This window comes from Bacillus thuringiensis (assembly GCF_022095615.2).
Lineage (GTDB): Bacteria > Bacillota > Bacilli > Bacillales > Bacillaceae_G > Bacillus_A > Bacillus_A cereus_AG.
Map to the genome: position 1 here is coordinate 56,557 of NZ_CP155561.1, position 18,750 is coordinate 75,306.

The window sequence follows — 18,750 nt, forward strand, 5'->3', positions numbered from 1 at the left end:
CTTTTGCCGTATTAATTTAAGAGGTGTCTTATTTTTTTGCTTTGAAAATACAAGAACACACTCATCATGACAATATTTATTACACCTGCTGCAGCTCCAATTTTTGATATAACATATACATATTCATTACCGCTAAATGGAAATAGACTCAAAAAAATAAAGAAAGTAGACATAAAAAAAGATAAGAGCATGTTTCTTTTGTTCCCATTCATTCAGGAAACCTCCTTTTTGAATAAGTATTGATATTAAGCTGCATCATCACGGTTATAATGTCGGTTCTTTTCATCTACAAATCCTTTAATGCTCCACACACCAGCCTTTAATTCTTTTGCTTCTTTTTCTGCTTCTAGCATTTCAGGTAGAAATGTAGTATTCGGTCTAGAAATATAGGCTATAATCCCATAACCAGACTTGACCATTAATTCATTAATATGTATTCCGTTACAAAATACATAAGCCAATTTCCTACCGTATTTGTCTTCTTTTTGTCCCCGGTCATAAACCAAAGTTACACTTTTCCCTTCTAGCTGTTTCTTTAAAAAGGAAAAGGCTTCTTTTCCCATCTTTTGTGGTGGAATTTTTTGAGATACAGACTCAGGGGTATCCAATAACAGTAACCTTACCGTTTGTTTCTGTCCCTTTACGTTCACGTCTATCGTATCTCCGTCCTTTATATGTAATACATTCCCTTTAACAGTCTCTAAGCCTTTTACTTTTCCCTTATAAGCTTCTGGAATATCAACAATACCTTTCCCTTCCACGTGCTGTTGTATCCCGTTTTGTACTGCTTGGGCAGGTCTTGAATCGTTTTTTGTTTGCGTAGAACTACTACATGCTGCCATTTGAAATACGAATGATATTATACAAATAGCCTTAATCCATATTTTCATATCGAAATTTCTTCCTCCTAATCAAAATACGTAAATAGCTGCATCTAATAAACAAACGGACTCTCTATTGTATTTACTTCTCGATTATTACAACATAGGCAAAACTGTATCCATTTTGGATAATCATTATAAAGTGCTCTAAATGAGCGTTTCTTACAATTCGGACATATTGAAACTATGCTTTTTTCATTCTCTTCCTGACTTTTCAATTTTTCAAAAGAAACATTAGTAGATGCTATACTAGTGGTACACAATATATATCCCCCTTTTGAGTCTTGAAATCTTAAAAATACATAAAAAAGGACACACCTATGGCATATATATGCGTAGGTGTGTCCTTTTGCAAGATAGTTTTAGAAGTATTTTGTTACTTTCATCATATCATATTTCTTATTAATTTTATATATGAAATTTAAGATTTTGCGATATTATTTCTTCTTCACGTTTATAAACGTCAGTCTTTTCTTTACGGTGTCATATGTTAATTTTGCACCGAATAATTCCCCCGTTTTTTTTGATTTAAATCCTTGAATTGTATCATTCATATTCTTTTCTAGTAATTTCTTAATTTGACTAGCTGAAATTTTTTTTTCGAGTATCATTCCTGAAATGATGAAATCACAGTTCTTCTTGTATTGTTCACATAGATAGTTTGTTTTCCCTATTATAATCCTACTCTGGCATAATGGACATTTACCTACCGTACGATCATCTGTAGTCGAAAATTCAAAACAAATACTAAAGTCCGGCTTTAATCGAATCGCAGCAGTGAATTCTCCGTTTTCCCCACTAAAACCATTAATGAAATCTGTCACATCATTATTCAATAGTTTTTTAACCTGGTTATCGGATAATTTCTTACCTTTTATTTTAGCTGACAATAAAAAATCGCATCCGTTTTGATATTCTGAGCATCCGAAAAACGTTGTACGGTTAAGAATGTGTCCTTTCTGACACTTCGGACACTGACCTAGCGATAATTCTTCAATTGAAGGCAAATTAAAGCTGACTACGCCGTTAACGAATGCTAGATAAGCAAAAAATTCTGTTCCGTTAGATTTAAATCCTTTTATAAGGTCCATTTTATTCTCTTCAAATAGTTTTTTTACTTGTACTGCAGGGATTGTTTTGTCTTTAATTTTCTTAGGTAATCCAATATTACAGTTCGGATGATTGCTGCACCCGAAGAATTTCCCTCTATCTAAAATTATTCCATCTCTGCAAGGGCATTGGCATACTTCTATTTGTTGCTTCCAAGTCTCTATAAGATTATACGAAACCGTATCAGGTATTCTTATAAGCTCTTGTGTTATTTTTTGTACAAACGTATTTGTTTGTGCAATGAAGTCTTCATAACTCATTTCATTCTTTTCAATACGGTGTATCATTCCTTCCATTTCAGCTGTGTATAGTGGATCTTTAATTTGCTGAACAGGAAATTGCTCAATAAAGGAACTACCAATTGGAGTCGTTGTAATTTTTCCTTTTTCAATGGCTATATAGTTCTTCCCGTGTAGAGTTGGAATAAAGGTCGCTTCGGTCGCGACAGTCCCTATTCTTTTGCCTTTCATTAATTCTTTTAAATGTTCATCATCTACTTTTCGTCCAGCTGTTTCCATGAAAGTCAAAATTGAACTTTCCGTGTGTAATGCGGGTTTCTTTGTTTTGGATTCAAGTAATTCAAAACCACTGATTTGAAGTTCTTGTCCCTTCTGTAGAATAGGGATTTTGAATGCTTCCACACTTTCTTCTTCCACTTCCTCTTTGAACACTTCTAGAAACCCTTTTTCTCGAAGCACACTTTCTTTTGTTTGATATATATTCCCCATCGTGTCAATAAGTAATACTTCTCTTACCAAGTACACTGCAGGACGCATGAAATTACCCACAAAACGTTTTACTACAAGGTTATATAGTTGCTTTTCAATCTCTGGACGACTTTCCTCTTGATATAGTTTAGTCGTTGGTATTATAGCGAAATGGCTTGATACAAGCTCATCATTAAATGTTTTATGTTTCACATCAATTGCTTCAATATCGACAGATTGTACCAGTAAAGAATACTGACTCTTAGCTAACGCCTGCATAACACCTTTTACACGATCCACTTGTTCTGTAGGTAAATGCCTAGAAGATGAGCGTGGGTAGGTTATGAAACCTTCCTCATACAAATTCTGAATGTGTTTTCTGGAAGTTTCAGCATTAATTTGTAATTGCGCATGGGCATCTTTATACAGATCTGTTAAGTTATATAGCAATTTAGGATTCTTCTTCCTGGTTCCTTCTTTAAATTCTTCTACTACAAGATATTGCCCTTTCATATTTTCTCCCAAACTTCTTAATGGCGATGGGTTTAACACTTGGTCTTCTGTTTTCATAACCGGTGTAAGTCCTAAATCTGTTGTTAGCTGCAGATGATAATAAGATTGCTCCTTAAAGTTTTCAATCGCTAACTCCCGTTGACGTATCTCATTTAATAAACACATTTGTACACGGCCAGATGACAATAAGAATTTATTTTGTGCTAATTTTGTGGTGCATCCCCTGGTTATATTCATTCCTAATAGATAATCCAGATACTGCCTTGCTTTAGCAGAATACGCCAGTCCATCGTATTTAGATGCACTTTCTAATCGATTGAGTGCTGCCTCGAGTTCTGCCGCTTCAAAAGAGGATTTATATACGCGAGATTGCTTTTTATTCACTCCTGCATATTCGTACACTTCCCTATAGATTAATTCACCTTCTTTATCCGCGTCACAAATATTCACCGCTTGGTCAACATCTGGACGTTGCAGCAGTTTCACAAGAATTTGTAATTGTTCAGCATTTTCTTGTTTTACTTTATAAGTTGGCTGATAAATTAAAGGCAAATGTTCTAACTTAAACGTTTTATACATTGGATCCATCTCTTCCGGATTTTTTAGTTCCAGCAGATGCCCACGGCACCAACTGACAATATAATGATTATTTTCATAATAACCATAATAAGGTTTGCTACCAATGTACTTTTGTGAGTGACGGAATCGTGGTGATTTCATAATTTCATTGGCCACCTTTGGTTTTTCTGCAATAAATAACGTTTTCCCCATATACTTTTTCCTCCTTAAACAAAAAAGGACACACCTACGCTATGGTTATGCGTAGGTGTGTCCTTTTGCAATATGATTTTTTAATATTAGATTACTCATATAATATCATTGACTTTATTTATATACAAATACTAATAGTAATCAATGAAATTTCTAAATATCTATTGCATGGTTTAAACTCTCATTAAATAATTAGTAAAAATATTACAAATATATACCTTTATTTTACAAAACAATGATATAATTATATGAAAATTCTATTTTATAAATAAGAGGTGAAAAAATGAAAAAATTAATTCTATGTTTCTCTTTAATCTTTTTATTCTTATATTCAATTTCTGCTAACCCATCATTTGCAGAACAAAAATTTGATACGTACCTTGTTACTTTTAAAAATGAGGTAGATTCCAAAATAATATTAAATTACGGAGGAACTATTGAAAAGACTTACAAATACACACCTACTATAGTTTCTAAGATACCTGTAGATTCAATAGATTCCTTAAAGGAAAATCCAAATATTTCAACAATAGAAAAAGATGTTTCAGTTGAAGTAATACCTGATATTAAAAAAGAATATTTGAAAAAGCATAGCAACATCATGTATACAGGAGCTCCTGTATTATCCAATTGGAACATGGAGCGTGTAAAAGTATTCTCCGTACATAAACAAGGATATAAAGGGGCAAATATTAAAATCGGAATCATTGATTCTGGTATTGATATTACACATGAAGATTTAAAAGTCACGGATGGTATTAACATTATAGATCCAAACAGCAATTATAACGATGACTATGGACACGGAACTAGAGTCGCGGGTGTCATTTCAGCACTGGATAATAATAAAGGTGTTTTAGGAATGGCTCCTTTATCTGAAATTTTTGCAATTAAAGTGTTAGACGCTAGAGGAAAAGGTTCTATTAGTAATGTAATTTCAGGAATTGAATGGGCAATTGATAATAAACTAGACATTGTAAATTTAAGTTTACAAACAATTATTAATAATAATGCTCTTGAAGAAGTAGTAAAAAAAGCCTATGAGCAAGGAATTATATTGGTAGCAGCCGCTGGAAATAAAGGTCATAATGGAGTGCAAGAAACCATAACTTATCCAGCTGCTTATAAAGAGGTAATAAGCGTTGGTGCAATAGATGAGAACAATGAAAAGGTTATATTCTCTAGTGTTGGAAGTAGATTAGATTTAGTCGCTCCCGGAGACAATGTCTATACTACCATTCCTAGAAGTTTCTATTATGTGTATAGTGGTACTTCAATTGCCTCTCCTCATGTAGCTGGTATAGCTGCTTTATTAAAAGAATCTAATCCTAATCTTACAAATATAGAAATAAGTCAAATTTTAAAAGATACAGCTACGGACTTGGGGGATAATTTTTATTATGGAAATGGTCTAGTAAATGCTGAAAAAGCTTTATTGAAAAGTAAAAAAATGAGAGATAATGAAAAAAATGGTTGAAATACATCAATATATAAAATACACTAAATATTGAAATAAATAAAATATTTGGGGGATGTTATTTATGTTTAAAAAAGTGATTCCAGCTTTAACTGCAGTTACATTATCGGTAGGAGTTTTATTACCAACCTCTTCAGCATTTGCAGATAGTAAAGATAATACGGATATTACTACGGTTCCAAATAATAATGTAGTAATTAATCCGGTACAGTTAACAAACGGTCCTGTTATTAATCCTGAAGACGAAGTTGAAGCTGCTGGGAAATGGGGATGGGCTATTAAAGGAGCTCTCCAAACAATTAAAGCTGGTATTAAAGCTGGTGACTGGGTTTTAGGTTTAGTAGAAGAAAGAATGGGTAGTGCTTCTATTAAATATTTAAGAAATAATGTAACTAAGGTAAATAAAGGATTGGACAAAGCGATAAGCAAAATAGATGCAGGTACAAATTATGTACAAGCTACTGTTCGAGATATTATTTTTGAATCATTAAGAAGCGCTGGTGTACCAAATGCTACAGCTATGGATATAGCAGAAAATGTTGCTGCTGCAGTTAGCTTCCTTGCTTTATAAAGTATAAATAATAGTTTAAAATATAAAAAGAAGGTACAGTACCTTCTTTTTATATTTTATTGAAGGGAGAACAAAATGAATAACTATGAGGCACTAATACAAAGAATTGAATCTCAAGACAAAAAAATTGAATCTCTACAAAATGAAATTATCACATTAAAGGACCATATAACACGATTATCTATCTGTAAATTGACTGACTCTAGATACCCTCTCCAAAATTTAATAGTAGACGCTAGAATAACTGCTGAACAAAAATCTAATTTGGACCTCTTATTCCTTATAATGTCCGATACCTTTAAAAGAAAAAATATAAACCCTCAATTCTTGAAAGCAATAGAATCTTTAGATGTTGCATCGATATTTTCTAATGGAGACATTTTATATAATGAAGTAATAAAGCATCTAATGAGAATACTAGATGCACCGACTGAAGATTTACCATTAGAAATGCTAGAAAAAATGAAGGAAGAGGGAAGTTGCGTCGAATTATGCCAATATCTTCTTTCACAAGCAAAAAAATAGATTCATTACGATTACACATTTCATTTATTTAGGTGATAAAATATGTTTTTAAAAAAAGTTACAATACTTCATGAGAATATAAAAGATTATAATTATTACCCTTTCTCAATACCATATATAAAAAACTTAGAGTATATTGATTTTAATAGTCCTGTCACATTCTTTGTAGGTGAAAATGGTTCAGGAAAATCAACTTTACTTGAAGCAATTGCAGACAAATGTGAATTTAATACAGCCGGCGGAAATCGTAATAATATGTATGATGTTTATGCATCAGGTTCTGATTTAGGTGAGTATGTTCGACTTTCTTGGTTACCTAAAGTTACAAATGGATTCTTTTTACGTGCAGAATCTTTTTACCATTTTGCTACTCATATAGATCATATTGATGGGAGTGGTTTTAAATCTTATGGTGGGCGTTCTCTTCTTAAGCAATCCCATGGAGAATCTTTTTTATCACTATTTTCAAACCGCTTCAATAATGATAAAGCAATCTATCTTTTAGATGAACCAGAAGCTGCTTTATCGCCATCCAAACAATTAGTTTTCATGAAGATTATCAATGACTTGATTAAAACTCAAAATATCCAATTTATTATTGCTACTCATTCACCGATTTTACTTGGATTCCCGAACGCCACAATTTATAATTTCGATAACAAAATTGAACAAATTAATTATGAGATGACAGACCATTATAACCTCACTAAATATTATATGCAAAATAGAGAAAACCTATTAAATAATCTATTTAGCAATGAGTAGACTAAGAATTTTCTATCCATTTAAAAAAGCACTTTTCCTTAAATAGGCTTAGTGCTTTTTACATGGATGGTTAAATATAACTAAATAATTTAAATTCACAATAAGTACAGTGTGAGAGATCTCTACTTATTTTTTCATTATAAAATCGTTTGAATCTCCTTTTAACCTGTAATACTTCATGTTAAGACGAATAGCTACTATGGAGATTACTAGGAACCCTATTACATATAACATGTCTCTTTCTCCAATTCCTATTGTTTAGCGAACCTATTCTGTAAATACTTCTCATGTTTCTTCTCAATATCCTTATCCATAATGTTTGCTCGCAATATTGTTTGGTAGATATGCTGGCCCTTATCATTTGTTAGTTGCACGTCAGTATATGATTCAATACACTTTTGTAGATCGTTATAATACAGAACATGTTTATCTTTAGAATGAACATGTACTCTTTTTAGACTACATTTTGGATGGAACGCTGCAATAGAAATACACGGCAGCTGTTCTTCCATCACCCATTCGATTGCTTTCATATGTTTAAAATTTTGTCGAAATGGATTTTGAAATGAGTGTTTCTTTCTAAAGATTCCTTGTGTCCATCTTGCTGCTTTCTCATTTCCATAGATCCATCCTTCGTAGTTCTTCGTCTCTATAACAAATACACCTGTTTCCGCAATAACAATATGGTCAATTTGCGTTGTATCACCGTACTCCGTATAAACAGTCACATTATGTAACACATGGTAGCTTTGCGGTTCTAACTTACTTAATATACGTTTCACTAATTTTTCTCCGGCTTTTCCTTTCCATTTTGGTACATGTTTTTTAACAACAATATTCATTGGAATCAGAATCGCAATAAGAATTAATTCGAATATCAATACTTTCATTGTAAAGCCTCCTTTTATACTTTTGCATTTCTACGTATTAGACGGAAGACATGCGTTTCTAATCCTAAAATAAAATATGAGATACATAAGCCTTTTATCACCATCTCCACAAATCCTAAAGCTATTGAAACAAGGAGTCCGCCCCGAAACTGAAATGGTCTTGTCACCCTTCGATTGACTGGTTTTTCTATAACCCCAAAATTAGCCCAAGTAGGCAAACGTTTTTCCACATTCTTTACGGTACCCATCACCCCATATTTAAGTGATAGAATGAAACATCCAATTAGTAAATATACGATAGATGAAAAATAGATAGATAGACCTATAACGATAATTGTAAGCAGCCAACCTATTAAAATAGAATTTCGCAAAACAATATATTCTTGACTTCTTTTCAAAACAAACATTCCTTTCAAAATAAATTAGGTTATTTTTAAATGGAAAATATTTACATTTAAAAATAAGCATGATATGATACGTCTATATTAAATTCAGAAATAGCCTATAAAGGATTGTGATAGATATGTTAAAACTTGTAGTAGATAATACCGTAACAAAACAAGAAACAGATTCAGCTTTTTCAAACTATTTCACCTGCAAAGACTGTGTATACTATCTATCAAAATCAGATTCTTGCAGTCTAGAATTAGCAGCCGATTCAAATAGCCCCTTTATCCCTTATGGATGCGGGAACTTTGAAGAAACCTATGAAATCGGAACAGAAGATCCATTGAATTCACATATCCATCAACGACTTCGGGAAGAAAAAGCACAAATGCTGGCTGAAAATTACCCAGCACAACCTTCTATTGATCCGATTCATAAAGACGCAATATGGCATGGAGCAATAGATTATGGTTGTTGGATTGTAAATGATTCAAAGAAACGTTTTGCACTTGCAGAACAAGTTCCTTTTGATAAAAATCTTCCCCTAGAAAAATACGCTTCTCCCTTCCCTTTACATGATCATGGTGCAAAAGAAGGTATAAGACACTACATGTGTTGGTATGTAAATGAGAAAGGAATTGGTGAATACCATCTCCTAATTGGTGGCGTCATCATGAAAATCGCAGAAGGAGTTAAGAAACTTGGATTCAATTACTAAGCACATTTATAAGAAAAGAATGGTAGAACATACGATGTTATTTAGCCTGGTACAATTGGTGCCACTCCTTTTTATTACTGGTATCATATACGTAACAATGGGGAGTTCTGATCCAGAATGGCAAATTTGGCTTAGTTACGAAGGAATCTTCACAATTTTATTCCTCATAACAAGATTTCAGGTATTTCAAACGAAGGAAAATATTTTTTCTATGATACAATTCGAAAAATGGTTTTCGAAATTAAATATTTTCTTAGTTTCTATATTCCTTGTCTGTTTCGCAAATATACCGGTTCTACTTAAAATTGTGTTCATTTTGCAAATGACACTCATTTTCTATCTGTTAGAGCGTACTTGTTTGCATATTGAAAGATTACGGACACATAACATCTATACAATAAAGACCATCATTTGCGACAAAAAACACTTAAAAATCGAAAGAATTATCCCCTATAACGAGGAGCATGGCACACTTACCATTCAAACAAGGGACAAACAGTACTTTTTATATACCGCTATATACCTAAGTGGCACATTATCCCCTATATCTGAAGAGATATTTGCAGAATACGAAAGAAGAAACTTAATAGGTAGATAAAAGGTACTGAATGTTCATTCAGTACCTTTTAAATCTTTATATACGGTTCTTCACATATTAGCAAATAGCCATGGAGCGAGTACGGCTAACATACTCAGCAAACATGAACCCGTTATGACACGGTTGGACCAACGGTAATATTCAGGCTGTTTCGTACTCTCGTGAATTCTTCTTAAACGAATACCTGCGATTAACATAAATGGTGTGAAAATAAGTGCTGTTGCTTTAAACAGGTCTAAAAAATCCGTAAAGATGTTCATAAATGAAAATACATCGGAACTGAAGAAGAAGTACACACTTAGTCTCAAAGACATCATGCTAACAAATGAACAAATCATACTTCCGGTTGCCCACTTCATCCATTGACCATTCTTCGTAATCAATGCCATAACCATAACAATAACGCCTAATACAAACAAAATAGAAAAGATATTTACACCTGTTTTAAAAGCCGGTGTATACATACCTTCAATCTTTTGTAGGATTGATGAGCCGAATGAATCATCTTTCTCTGTTGTTTTCGCTCGATTGTTCAATCCCTCTTGAAAGGATGACGAAAGATCATTCCCGTTCGATTTATTAAAATCTACTTTTACTGAAGCTTGAGCTGCTTGTAAGGGCATAAGTAGTAATATCATCAAAACAAGCGTACATAGGACTCCAATCATCCCTTTTTCTTGTTTCATCATACATCACCCGCTAATTTTGGTTTAATGCTTTTTAATTTGATTTGATTTCCTTCCGCAACATAACAAAGATCTGCTGCATAATAGATATTTGCTTTCGTATATGCTCCCATAATAGCATTCGCAATTTCTTCCTTCTCTACCGCAATGTATGTTTCATTTTCATTGTAAAATTCAATTTCAATTCGATTAATATTATTATTCAATACTGTGATATGTAGCTCTTTTAGGCTATCTAAACGATTACCTAATCCACACACTAACTTAAATACTTTCTTTGCAATTGTCGGTGGTTTTACATACGTTGTATTAAAATGAATAGTTTCATCATCTATCACACCATCTTCCTCGATTTCACACGTCATAATGAAAGAATGATTTTGTTTTTCAATTTCTTGTTGACTCAACTTACGATCAATGACATACTTCACGCTTGTTGTCAGGTTTTCTATATATTCATCCAGTTCGGTATTTGAAATTTTAACCTCTGAGAATTCCGGAAAAATCATGTAAGCATGGATGTTCGAACTACTTTTACTTACACGTAATACCTGGACTTGTTTCTTTTCATAACGCACCGTTTGTTCTAATTTTTCTACTACATTGTTACTTAGGGAATTAATATTCATTTACATTCACCTTTCAAAATTGTTATTTTTTTGACTCAAAAATATTTTTAACTTCATTTAATCCTCATGTATGGATTTAATCTATTTTAAGCATTGTAATATTGCGGAGAGTTCTCGGTTCTCCTGTTTTAAAATTATTAATCACATAATCTTAAACATTTTAATATTACAATGACGTACAATGTCTCATTATAGTCGAATATTCTTATATGGTGAATCATTCTGTCCCACTCATTTGTACAAAAATAAAAAAATATTTTATCCTTGTACAAATGAGTGGAAAAATGCTGTATTTCATGCTATTTAACTAAGAAAATACAACTAGGAAATAGGATTATATATTCCCTAGTTGTCTATTACTCCATTCAACTAGTGTATAAGAATCAGGGGAATCGACCTCTAATTTCATATACAGTAATTGATTTTTCGGTAATATCTCTCCTTCTGTATGAATCCAATAACGCTTTTTATTAGACATATTTATGACACGTGTCAGTCCTTCTTCTTGTTCTATTACTTTTGCAGTCCACCTCACAAAATCCATATCTTCAACATCAGCTACTCCTTGTTGAACAGGAAAAATGTGTTCCGTTTCCTGTGAAATTGAAACATATTCTTGTTGTGGATACATGTCCTCATATTCAAATAATTCTTCAGGTATATCCTCATCACTTGGAAAAGGAATATCATACACAACTTCAGGAGTAGGAGTATGATGAAAAGATTCAGCATACTCCACTTCTTCTATATCCTCATTTTTGAACCTGTTACTCTCTTCCTCACCCAGATTCTTATGAACAGATGTAGCAACTAAATCATATATACTTGCTACATCTTTTTCTAAGGTGATTTCTTTCGTTGGAGCAGTAACACGTTCTTGTTCCCTTCCAATAGGTCTATTTTCTCTCGGACACCAATAAACAGGTCGTTCCATCGGTTCCGATCCTTTTTCTTTTTTCTCTTGTTCTATCAACATGTTTCTTCTTGTTTTGCAAACAACAAAACATATATAGCAAATTCCTGCGATAAGAAATATCGTAAACATGATTTTCCCCTCTCATTTAACCAAATAAATCGAACTCAAATTGGCCTTCAATTACTTTGTTTTTTCGTTTCCCTTTCTTTTGAGAAGTATCTACTTCCACAATCAATTCATCCCATAATGCAATATCTTGTTTTTGTACAAGCATACGCTTATCGGTATTCAGTGTTGTTAAAGTACGTATGATACCATCAACATTCCCTTCAATTACAAGTTTACGCTGGTTTATTGCAACGCCAGGAACTTTTTCTTCTTTAATACATTCAACAGCTTTTTGCACAAATTTTGCATCTTCCATAAACGATACATCAAATGTACCAGGTAATGTTTTCACCCAGTTTGTAAATTGGATTTCAATTGATTCAAACACTGGTGTAATTACTTTACCGATATTCGCAAGTACCCGCTTAGATTCTTCTGATGCTGCTTGTGTCCATTCTTCTGTTGAACCTTTTAATTGATTCCCGCTTTTAATATTTTGAATTAATAACGTCTGGAGATCTCCTGTATCACCTAGCATTGCATTTAATCCATCACTTGTTGCATCACCATTCATGGCTTCAGAAGCTTTATTCTTCTGGGCGATCAACTGTGCCATCTGAGCTTGGAACGTTTCTTGGTAGCTCAAATAGAAGGTTCTACATTGCTTTGTTTGTCCAATACGCCAGTGTCTTCTTGCTGCTTGGTTTAACGTAAATAAGCTAAATGATAGTTGGTAGAAAATAAGGGTTGGCGTTGCTAGTAGTCGGGTAGGTCGGAGATGTTACCACCTCTTTCCCCCCTAAGAACCGTACTTGTACCTTTCAGCACATACGGCTCAAGCCATCTTTCATCCCTTCAACTTAATAACGGAACTTCTTGAATGCTTTTTTCATAAGATTAATAGCCTTTTTATTATTCATATCTTTAATACCATTGCTTTCTAGATAATTTACGACTTTAGGTAGTTTCTTACCTTCTCCGTATTTCTCTAGCAGTACATGGTGTGTTTTATGACATGATTTATGTAATAGTTCGAAGTTTTCATAACTATCCACTCCACCAATTACTTTAGGCACAATATGATTGCTTTCAACCGGTTCTGTTCCTTGTAAGGATTCACCACAAATTCTACATTTGTATTTGCTCTTTTTCGCAAGTTTCCTCTTGGCATTAGTATTTTCCCTATCGAAAATTTTCTCGTCACGTTTATCAAAGTAAGCTTTGAGCATTGCGTCAAATGGACTGTTATACTGTTTGATTTTCACGTGCCTTTCAATCTTAGTCCAACTCATACGAATAAGTTGTTTAGTATTGTCTTTTGGACACGTGAGAAGCCATTTGTCTTTGCTTACGCCCGTAATGTCTGGCTTAAAATACATTTTCATCAGTTTTCTAAATGAAGTTCTATGATGTCTGTGTTTAAGGTAAATTACTATTTTTTCATTGACATAAGAATCAATATCTCTGAAAATCACTTTGGCTACTGTTGGTGACCAATAATTTGCAATCCCTTGTAATACACGATTGAGTTTTTCAATTAGATAGACTGTTTCTCTGCCTTTACCCCAGTCAAACACTTCCTTGATTTTCTTTTTAGCGTTTTTAACACTTTCAAGTGATGGTTTAATGAACAATTTATCTCCATCTTTAGTTGGGTATTGTCTAAAGTTAAATCCAAGGAAGTCGAATCCTTCATTAATATGAACAACTCTTGTTTTCTCTTCCGCTAACTTCAAACCCCTTTTGTCTAGATATGGTTGTAGTTTTTCATACATTCCACGGGCTTGTTCTTCCGTAGGGCATACAATAACAAAATCATCTGCATATCTCACAACACCAACTGACGATTGATATAAAGTGTATCCTTGTCTTGTAGTATTGAAGTATCTTACTCCAATTTCTTCTTCCATCCCATGTAATGCTATGTTCGCTAGCAATGGTGAGATAATTCCACCTTGTGGTGTTCCTTTGTCTGTTTTATGGAATGTATCATTATCAACGTATCCACTTTCCAACCATTCCTTAACGATTTCATTATTCGGGAAGTTATTAATTCTTTCCATAATAAACTCGTGGTTTAAGTTGTCAAAACACCCTTCAAAGTCACCTTCGAAAATCCATCCCTTAGCGCTTCCTCGGCTTAATTTCACGAATAAATCGCTCATAGCATCATGCGCGCCACGTTTAGGCCTGAATCCATAAGATGTCATTTCAAATTTTGCTTCCCATTGTGGTTCTAAGGCATTTTTAAATACATTTTGATACACCCTATCAACAATTACTGGAATACCTAACGGACGTTTCTTTCCATTCTTTTTAGGGATATATACTCTTCTAGCTGGTTTAACCTTAATATTTCTTGTACTGTACACTTGAAGTTTGTTGTATAATTCAACTCGCTCTTGCGGAGTATTCGAAATATATCCGTCTATACCAGCTGTCTTTTTGCCTTTATTTTCTTGCGTTACTCGTTTAATACTCAATAGTAAATTTGCTTTACTTCTTAATAGAAGTCTTTGTAATTTCCTTACTTTTCTCGTTTGTTTAAGTTGTTCGGCACGATAAATTCGTTGTTGAAGTTTCCTTACATAGCAATTAACTTTCACCCAATTAATTGAGTGCCAGTTATCCACCAGTGGGGAAACAGCCGACGCAACGTATTCGTTGGTTTTCATAACATATCTCCCTCTCTTTAAGGATTATTCTTTCCGCTTTCTATTCGTGTTGATGACCACATGGAAGTCTGCAATCTTTCGATTTGGGTATTTCCCTATTCGACGGTTTATACAAATGTGTCTTCACCTTAACTTTCGTTATGTCGACATTCGCTTTCTCCATGTTCCTTTACCCTCTACATATTGTGGTTTCCTTACGGTTACCCTACCTCACATGAGAGGAATATATAGGGCTTACCAAGTTTCACTAATAATAGATACGTTAGGTTAGGCACCCTTCTTTACTCCGGTGGATCTATGGGTCATTTCTCAGTTCCTCGACCGTAGAACTTTTCCTATCCACATCTACAAGCTTTTTCAATCACAGTACGCTTGTTGTCGGTGACGAAGACTACAAAGATTCAGCTTACGCTTATACCTTCCTAACTTTCCCTAGCTCTTTTGGAATTCTGTGTAAATTCCGCCATTAAGCATTTAACCCTCATGCAACCCAACAATTCGATTGCTCGAAAAGCAGTTTCGGGCGGGAACGTCCTCAATGACTAAGACGGTTTCCATTGGAAACACTATTACTTAGCAACTTCTTGTCGCACAATCCAATCCAACTTTTACTAATTCTTGCGAACAGATAATTACATTTATACCGCTTTTTACTTGCTCTTTTAACCATGCACTGCGCTTTGGCGGAGTAACTGTATTCGTGCAAAGAATAGATACTTTCGCACCAGGTACTTGCTCTGCGACCTTTTGCAAACGAGGCTGAACGTCTCGTTCTTTTACTGTAGATCCTGTATCAGATACATAAATGATGGTTGGACGGCCTTCAGATATTTCAGTCTGCAATATTTCTTGCAACTTCTTCTCCTTCGGCTGAATACAATCCTCATCAAATCTAAATTCATTATTGGACCAAACCAATTCCTTTTCCGCGTTATCTAAGTGATAGTTTGGATAGTGGTTCATATTGTCAGGATACGAATTTCCTGTACGAATATAAGTGAGCCATAGTTTCCCAACATCCGGTGTACCTTTCGCCCCTTCAATCGCTTTCTCAAAAGACTCTTTCATATGCTCATAAGCCTGTTTTTGTTCTTCCGACATATCGACAAGAATCGTAGGTACATTAATTAGCTCCACAGGATTTGGCCAAACATCTTTTAAACGCACATTAATGGTTGTATCCATTAAAAATTGGGTAAACACATAAGGTGAAATACCAGGTACGACCTTGGTTTTATCTAAATTACCTTGTGCTCCACGTGAAGCAATATTAGATGTGACCTCACCATCATGGTAATATGTTCTCTCGATATTTCCGTAGGTTTCATTCCATTCCATTAAAGAACTGTATTCAAAACCGCTTTTCACCATTTTTTGAGGGAATAAACGCCATAACGTATAGAATACATCGCTTGCGCGCCCACCAAATAATGTACCTGTTCCAGCTACAACTTTCTTACAAACCTTTGCTAAACTTCCTAAGGCAGTTCCTTGTGCTGTTTCGCTTTTTAATAGCAATAGGTAAGGATTTGATGTTATCTCCACCTTTTCCCCTGCTCCACACCGTACGTGAGACTTTCACCTCATACGGCGTTCCATCTAGATAATCCTCTACTAAATTATTTCAAGTTTACAAAGCCCTCTGAGTTGGTTGATTTTTCTCAATTGCATTGAGTTCAATCCCAAAATGCTTTTATACTTGTGAATAGTGTCTTCTTTTGTGGCATGAATTAAGATATGGACATCCTTGTGAACTATTACAAGGTTTTTAAACGTGTCAGAACCACCAAGAGTGACAGGTGTTTTGTGATGACAATGTACTTTATCAGCCGTTAAAAATTGACCTGTAATAGCACATTTACCTTTTTGCATGGAGTAGGACGATAACCTATTATCCATGTACTCAACACTTCTACCTTGAATGTTGGAACGCATTAATTTGGTTAATTCTATATCCCAACTGTATGTAATATTACAGTCGTAAGGGTTTTGTGATTGACTAAAATTCATATTATTTTTAGTCTTTATTTCTCCTATTGGATACAGGTAGATACCACCTATTTTGTACGTTTTCCTATTTCCAGTGTAGAATTTTTTGTATGCACTCTTATCTTCAAGTCCTTTGGGTTTACCATAGGTGCTGAAGCTAATCAGTTTGCTTCTTAACGTTCTTATTAGTCTATATTCAATGTCTGCAAAATCTTTCACTACATGTGTAGCATATTGGAAGTATTGTTGAATACCCAATATTGCAGAGTTGTAATTCATGATATTTTTCATTGATTGTTCTCTACTGATTAATATGATTCGTTCTCGAATTGTCTTTATTACATCTTGTTTCTTTTTAGGAGACATTCTTGTTATTGCTACAACTTTTGTTTTCTTAACTATCGCTTTAATTTCGTATCCCAAAAAAGTAGAGCTATGTCTTTTAAGATTGATTACCTTTGATTTTTCTTTTGAAATATCAAGTTTAAGTCTATCTTTTAAGTATAGTCTTACTGCATGGAACCATCTTAGTGCGATATTGTAGCTTTTTGCCATGATTCGAAAATCGTCAGCGTACCTAACAATATACCCTTGTTTTAAACAAGATTTATGTCTTAATTCAGCTATCTTTTTGTCATTTGACTTAAATGATTTACGAGTTTTTTGTAAGGTATCAAATTGGTCTGCAACCCATTGGTCTAAATCATTAAGGACTACGTTTGATAAGAGAGGTGACAGGATTCCCCCTTGTGGAACTCCCTTATTTGGGATTCCAATCCCCTTAATAGGTGTTTTAAGCATTTTCCCTATTATGGCTAGGACTCTTTTATCTCTTATACCTATATTCCATAATTATTTAATTAAAAGGTTATGATTAACGTTGTCAAAGAATGCTTTCACATCAATATCTACGGTGTAATGTAGTTTATTGATATTTACTAGTGTTTGAACTCTAGCAATAGCATGTCTTGTTGACCTTAATGGTCTAAATCCATATGAATGGTTATAGAATTTTGCCTCACATATGGGTTCTAAGACATTAAGAAACATTTGTTGGATTATTCTATCGAGAATACAAGGTATTCCCAATGGTCTTTTTCCACCATTTGGCTTGTCAATCATTACTCTTCTAACCGATTGTGGTTTGTAGTTAACTAAGGTTGAACGAATTTTATTAATGAATGTTTCTTTGTCTAGTTCAGCAACATTCATTATGTTCCAGTCGTCTGTTCCTTTTGTTTTTGACCCTGTGTTACTCTTGATTAGTCTATAAGCCAGTAATATATTTTCATCCGAGATTATCATTTCGAACAATTTATTGAAGTTTCGTTTTCCACTTTTACTATTCTTGTATAGATCCTTTTGTATATCGTTAAAGCCATAATATTGTTTGTTTCTTGCGACCTTTGTGTTCATTGGTGTAGGAAACCTCCTTATAAGAGATAATCCAACTCACCTTCTTACCCGAAAGATGAACTTTAACTTTACTTTAATTTAGTTTTTGGGATTTTAGACTTAGGGCTATCCCTACACGTTTATTAGACGTTTTATCGGTACTGTGCCCTTACTCTCACAACGATAAACACATTTCGAATTGTTTACACAAGTCTTATAGTGACCATTCCGCTGATAGGCGTTTAATATGAATGTTCGTTGCTTTCCACGTTCCAATAATTCTAGCTATACATATATCCTTAGGTGTATGTTTTATACCTGTAAGCCTTATAACCTCATAGTTGGTTATCCCGAATTTCATAACGAACAGTCTTACTTTTCGGTATCTTACCCTGCAATTTGCAGTAAACATGTTTCCATGTTTTAGTCCTCTAGGCAT

General features: G+C 33.9%; 15 protein-coding genes and 3 pseudogenes. 6 read left to right on the plus strand and 12 right to left on the minus strand.

Annotated features, from left to right (window positions below; all coding sequences use genetic code 11):
• Positions 1-11: 11 nt before the first annotated feature.
• From KZZ19_RS29805 to KZZ19_RS29815, 3 genes are all read right to left on the minus strand, one after another.
• Positions 12-212, minus strand: coding sequence for a hypothetical protein (locus KZZ19_RS29805; RefSeq protein ID WP_237982368.1), 201 nt, complete (start codon positions 210-212; stop codon positions 12-14).
• Between the two features lie 33 nt (positions 213-245).
• Positions 246-890 (minus strand): thermonuclease family protein, encoded by a 645-nt coding sequence (locus KZZ19_RS29810; RefSeq protein WP_237982367.1) that lies wholly within the window; start codon positions 888-890, stop codon positions 246-248.
• A gap of 428 nt (positions 891-1,318) precedes the next feature.
• Positions 1,319-3,982: a type IA DNA topoisomerase gene (locus KZZ19_RS29815; RefSeq protein ID WP_237982366.1), complete on the minus strand. Its 2,664-nt coding sequence runs from the start codon at positions 3,980-3,982 to the stop codon at positions 1,319-1,321.
• Between the two features lie 283 nt (positions 3,983-4,265).
• Here KZZ19_RS29815 and KZZ19_RS29820 point away from each other — a divergent pair, with 283 nt between their 5' ends.
• The 4 genes from KZZ19_RS29820 to KZZ19_RS29835 all read left to right on the plus strand — a co-directional run bounded on the left by KZZ19_RS29820 (position 4,266) and on the right by KZZ19_RS29835 (position 7,320).
• The gene (locus KZZ19_RS29820; RefSeq protein ID WP_237982365.1) at positions 4,266-5,459 is read left to right on the plus strand and encodes a S8 family peptidase; all 1,194 of its coding nucleotides are present in this window, start codon (positions 4,266-4,268) and stop codon (positions 5,457-5,459) included.
• A 64-nt stretch (positions 5,460-5,523) separates the two neighbouring features.
• Entirely contained in the window at positions 5,524-6,030 is a 507-nt protein-coding gene (locus KZZ19_RS29825) for a hypothetical protein (protein ID WP_237982364.1), read from the plus strand.
• A gap of 75 nt (positions 6,031-6,105) precedes the next feature.
• Entirely contained in the window at positions 6,106-6,555 is a 450-nt protein-coding gene (locus KZZ19_RS29830; protein WP_237982363.1) for a hypothetical protein, read from the plus strand.
• 42 nt (positions 6,556-6,597) lie between these two features.
• Entirely contained in the window at positions 6,598-7,320 is a 723-nt protein-coding gene (locus KZZ19_RS29835) for an AAA family ATPase (RefSeq protein WP_237982362.1), read from the plus strand.
• Between the two features lie 251 nt (positions 7,321-7,571).
• Here KZZ19_RS29835 and KZZ19_RS29840 read toward each other — a convergent pair whose 3' ends face one another.
• Positions 7,572-8,210 carry a nuclease-related domain-containing protein gene (locus KZZ19_RS29840; RefSeq protein ID WP_237982361.1) on the minus strand — a complete coding sequence of 213 codons (639 nt, stop codon included), beginning with the start codon at positions 8,208-8,210 and terminating at the stop codon, positions 7,572-7,574.
• A 14-nt stretch (positions 8,211-8,224) separates the two neighbouring features.
• On the minus strand, positions 8,225-8,608 hold the full coding sequence (locus KZZ19_RS29845; protein WP_237982360.1) for a hypothetical protein: 384 nt from the start codon (positions 8,606-8,608) through the stop codon (positions 8,225-8,227).
• A gap of 125 nt (positions 8,609-8,733) precedes the next feature.
• Here KZZ19_RS29845 and KZZ19_RS29850 point away from each other — a divergent pair, with 125 nt between their 5' ends.
• Both KZZ19_RS29850 and KZZ19_RS29855 read left to right on the plus strand, forming a co-directional pair.
• Positions 8,734-9,315 (plus strand): hypothetical protein, encoded by a 582-nt coding sequence (locus KZZ19_RS29850; RefSeq protein WP_237982359.1) that lies wholly within the window; start codon positions 8,734-8,736, stop codon positions 9,313-9,315.
• Positions 9,299-9,913 carry a hypothetical protein gene (locus tag KZZ19_RS29855; protein WP_237982358.1) on the plus strand — a complete coding sequence of 205 codons (615 nt, stop codon included), beginning with the start codon at positions 9,299-9,301 and terminating at the stop codon, positions 9,911-9,913. The genes KZZ19_RS29850 and KZZ19_RS29855 overlap by 17 nt, the downstream gene beginning before the upstream one ends.
• A gap of 50 nt (positions 9,914-9,963) precedes the next feature.
• On the opposite strand, the gene KZZ19_RS29860 is transcribed toward KZZ19_RS29855, so the two are convergent.
• From KZZ19_RS29860 to ltrA (KZZ19_RS29890), 7 genes and pseudogenes are all read right to left on the minus strand, one after another.
• Positions 9,964-10,599, minus strand: a complete 636-nt coding sequence (locus KZZ19_RS29860; protein WP_237982356.1) for a hypothetical protein — start codon at positions 10,597-10,599, stop codon at positions 9,964-9,966.
• Positions 10,599-11,228 (minus strand): hypothetical protein, encoded by a 630-nt coding sequence (locus KZZ19_RS29865; RefSeq protein WP_202322542.1) that lies wholly within the window; start codon positions 11,226-11,228, stop codon positions 10,599-10,601. Before KZZ19_RS29865 ends, KZZ19_RS29860 begins: the two co-directional genes overlap by 1 nt.
• Positions 11,229-11,562: 334 nt before the next feature.
• Complete coding sequence (locus KZZ19_RS29870) at positions 11,563-12,273, minus strand: transposase (protein ID WP_237982355.1); 711 nt, start codon at positions 12,271-12,273, stop codon at positions 11,563-11,565.
• A 16-nt stretch (positions 12,274-12,289) separates the two neighbouring features.
• Positions 12,290-13,015: pseudogene (locus KZZ19_RS29875) on the minus strand (hypothetical protein); the annotation flags it as partial.
• Between the two features lie 97 nt (positions 13,016-13,112).
• Positions 13,113-14,927 carry a group II intron reverse transcriptase/maturase gene (ltrA, locus tag KZZ19_RS29880; RefSeq protein ID WP_237982354.1) on the minus strand — a complete coding sequence of 605 codons (1,815 nt, stop codon included), beginning with the start codon at positions 14,925-14,927 and terminating at the stop codon, positions 13,113-13,115.
• A gap of 573 nt (positions 14,928-15,500) precedes the next feature.
• A pseudogene (locus KZZ19_RS29885) lies at positions 15,501-16,439 on the minus strand (hypothetical protein); the annotation flags it as partial.
• Positions 16,440-16,541: 102 nt separating this feature from the next.
• Positions 16,542-18,332 (minus strand): annotated as a pseudogene (ltrA, locus tag KZZ19_RS29890) (group II intron reverse transcriptase/maturase).
• Positions 18,333-18,750: the final 418 nt, after the last annotated feature.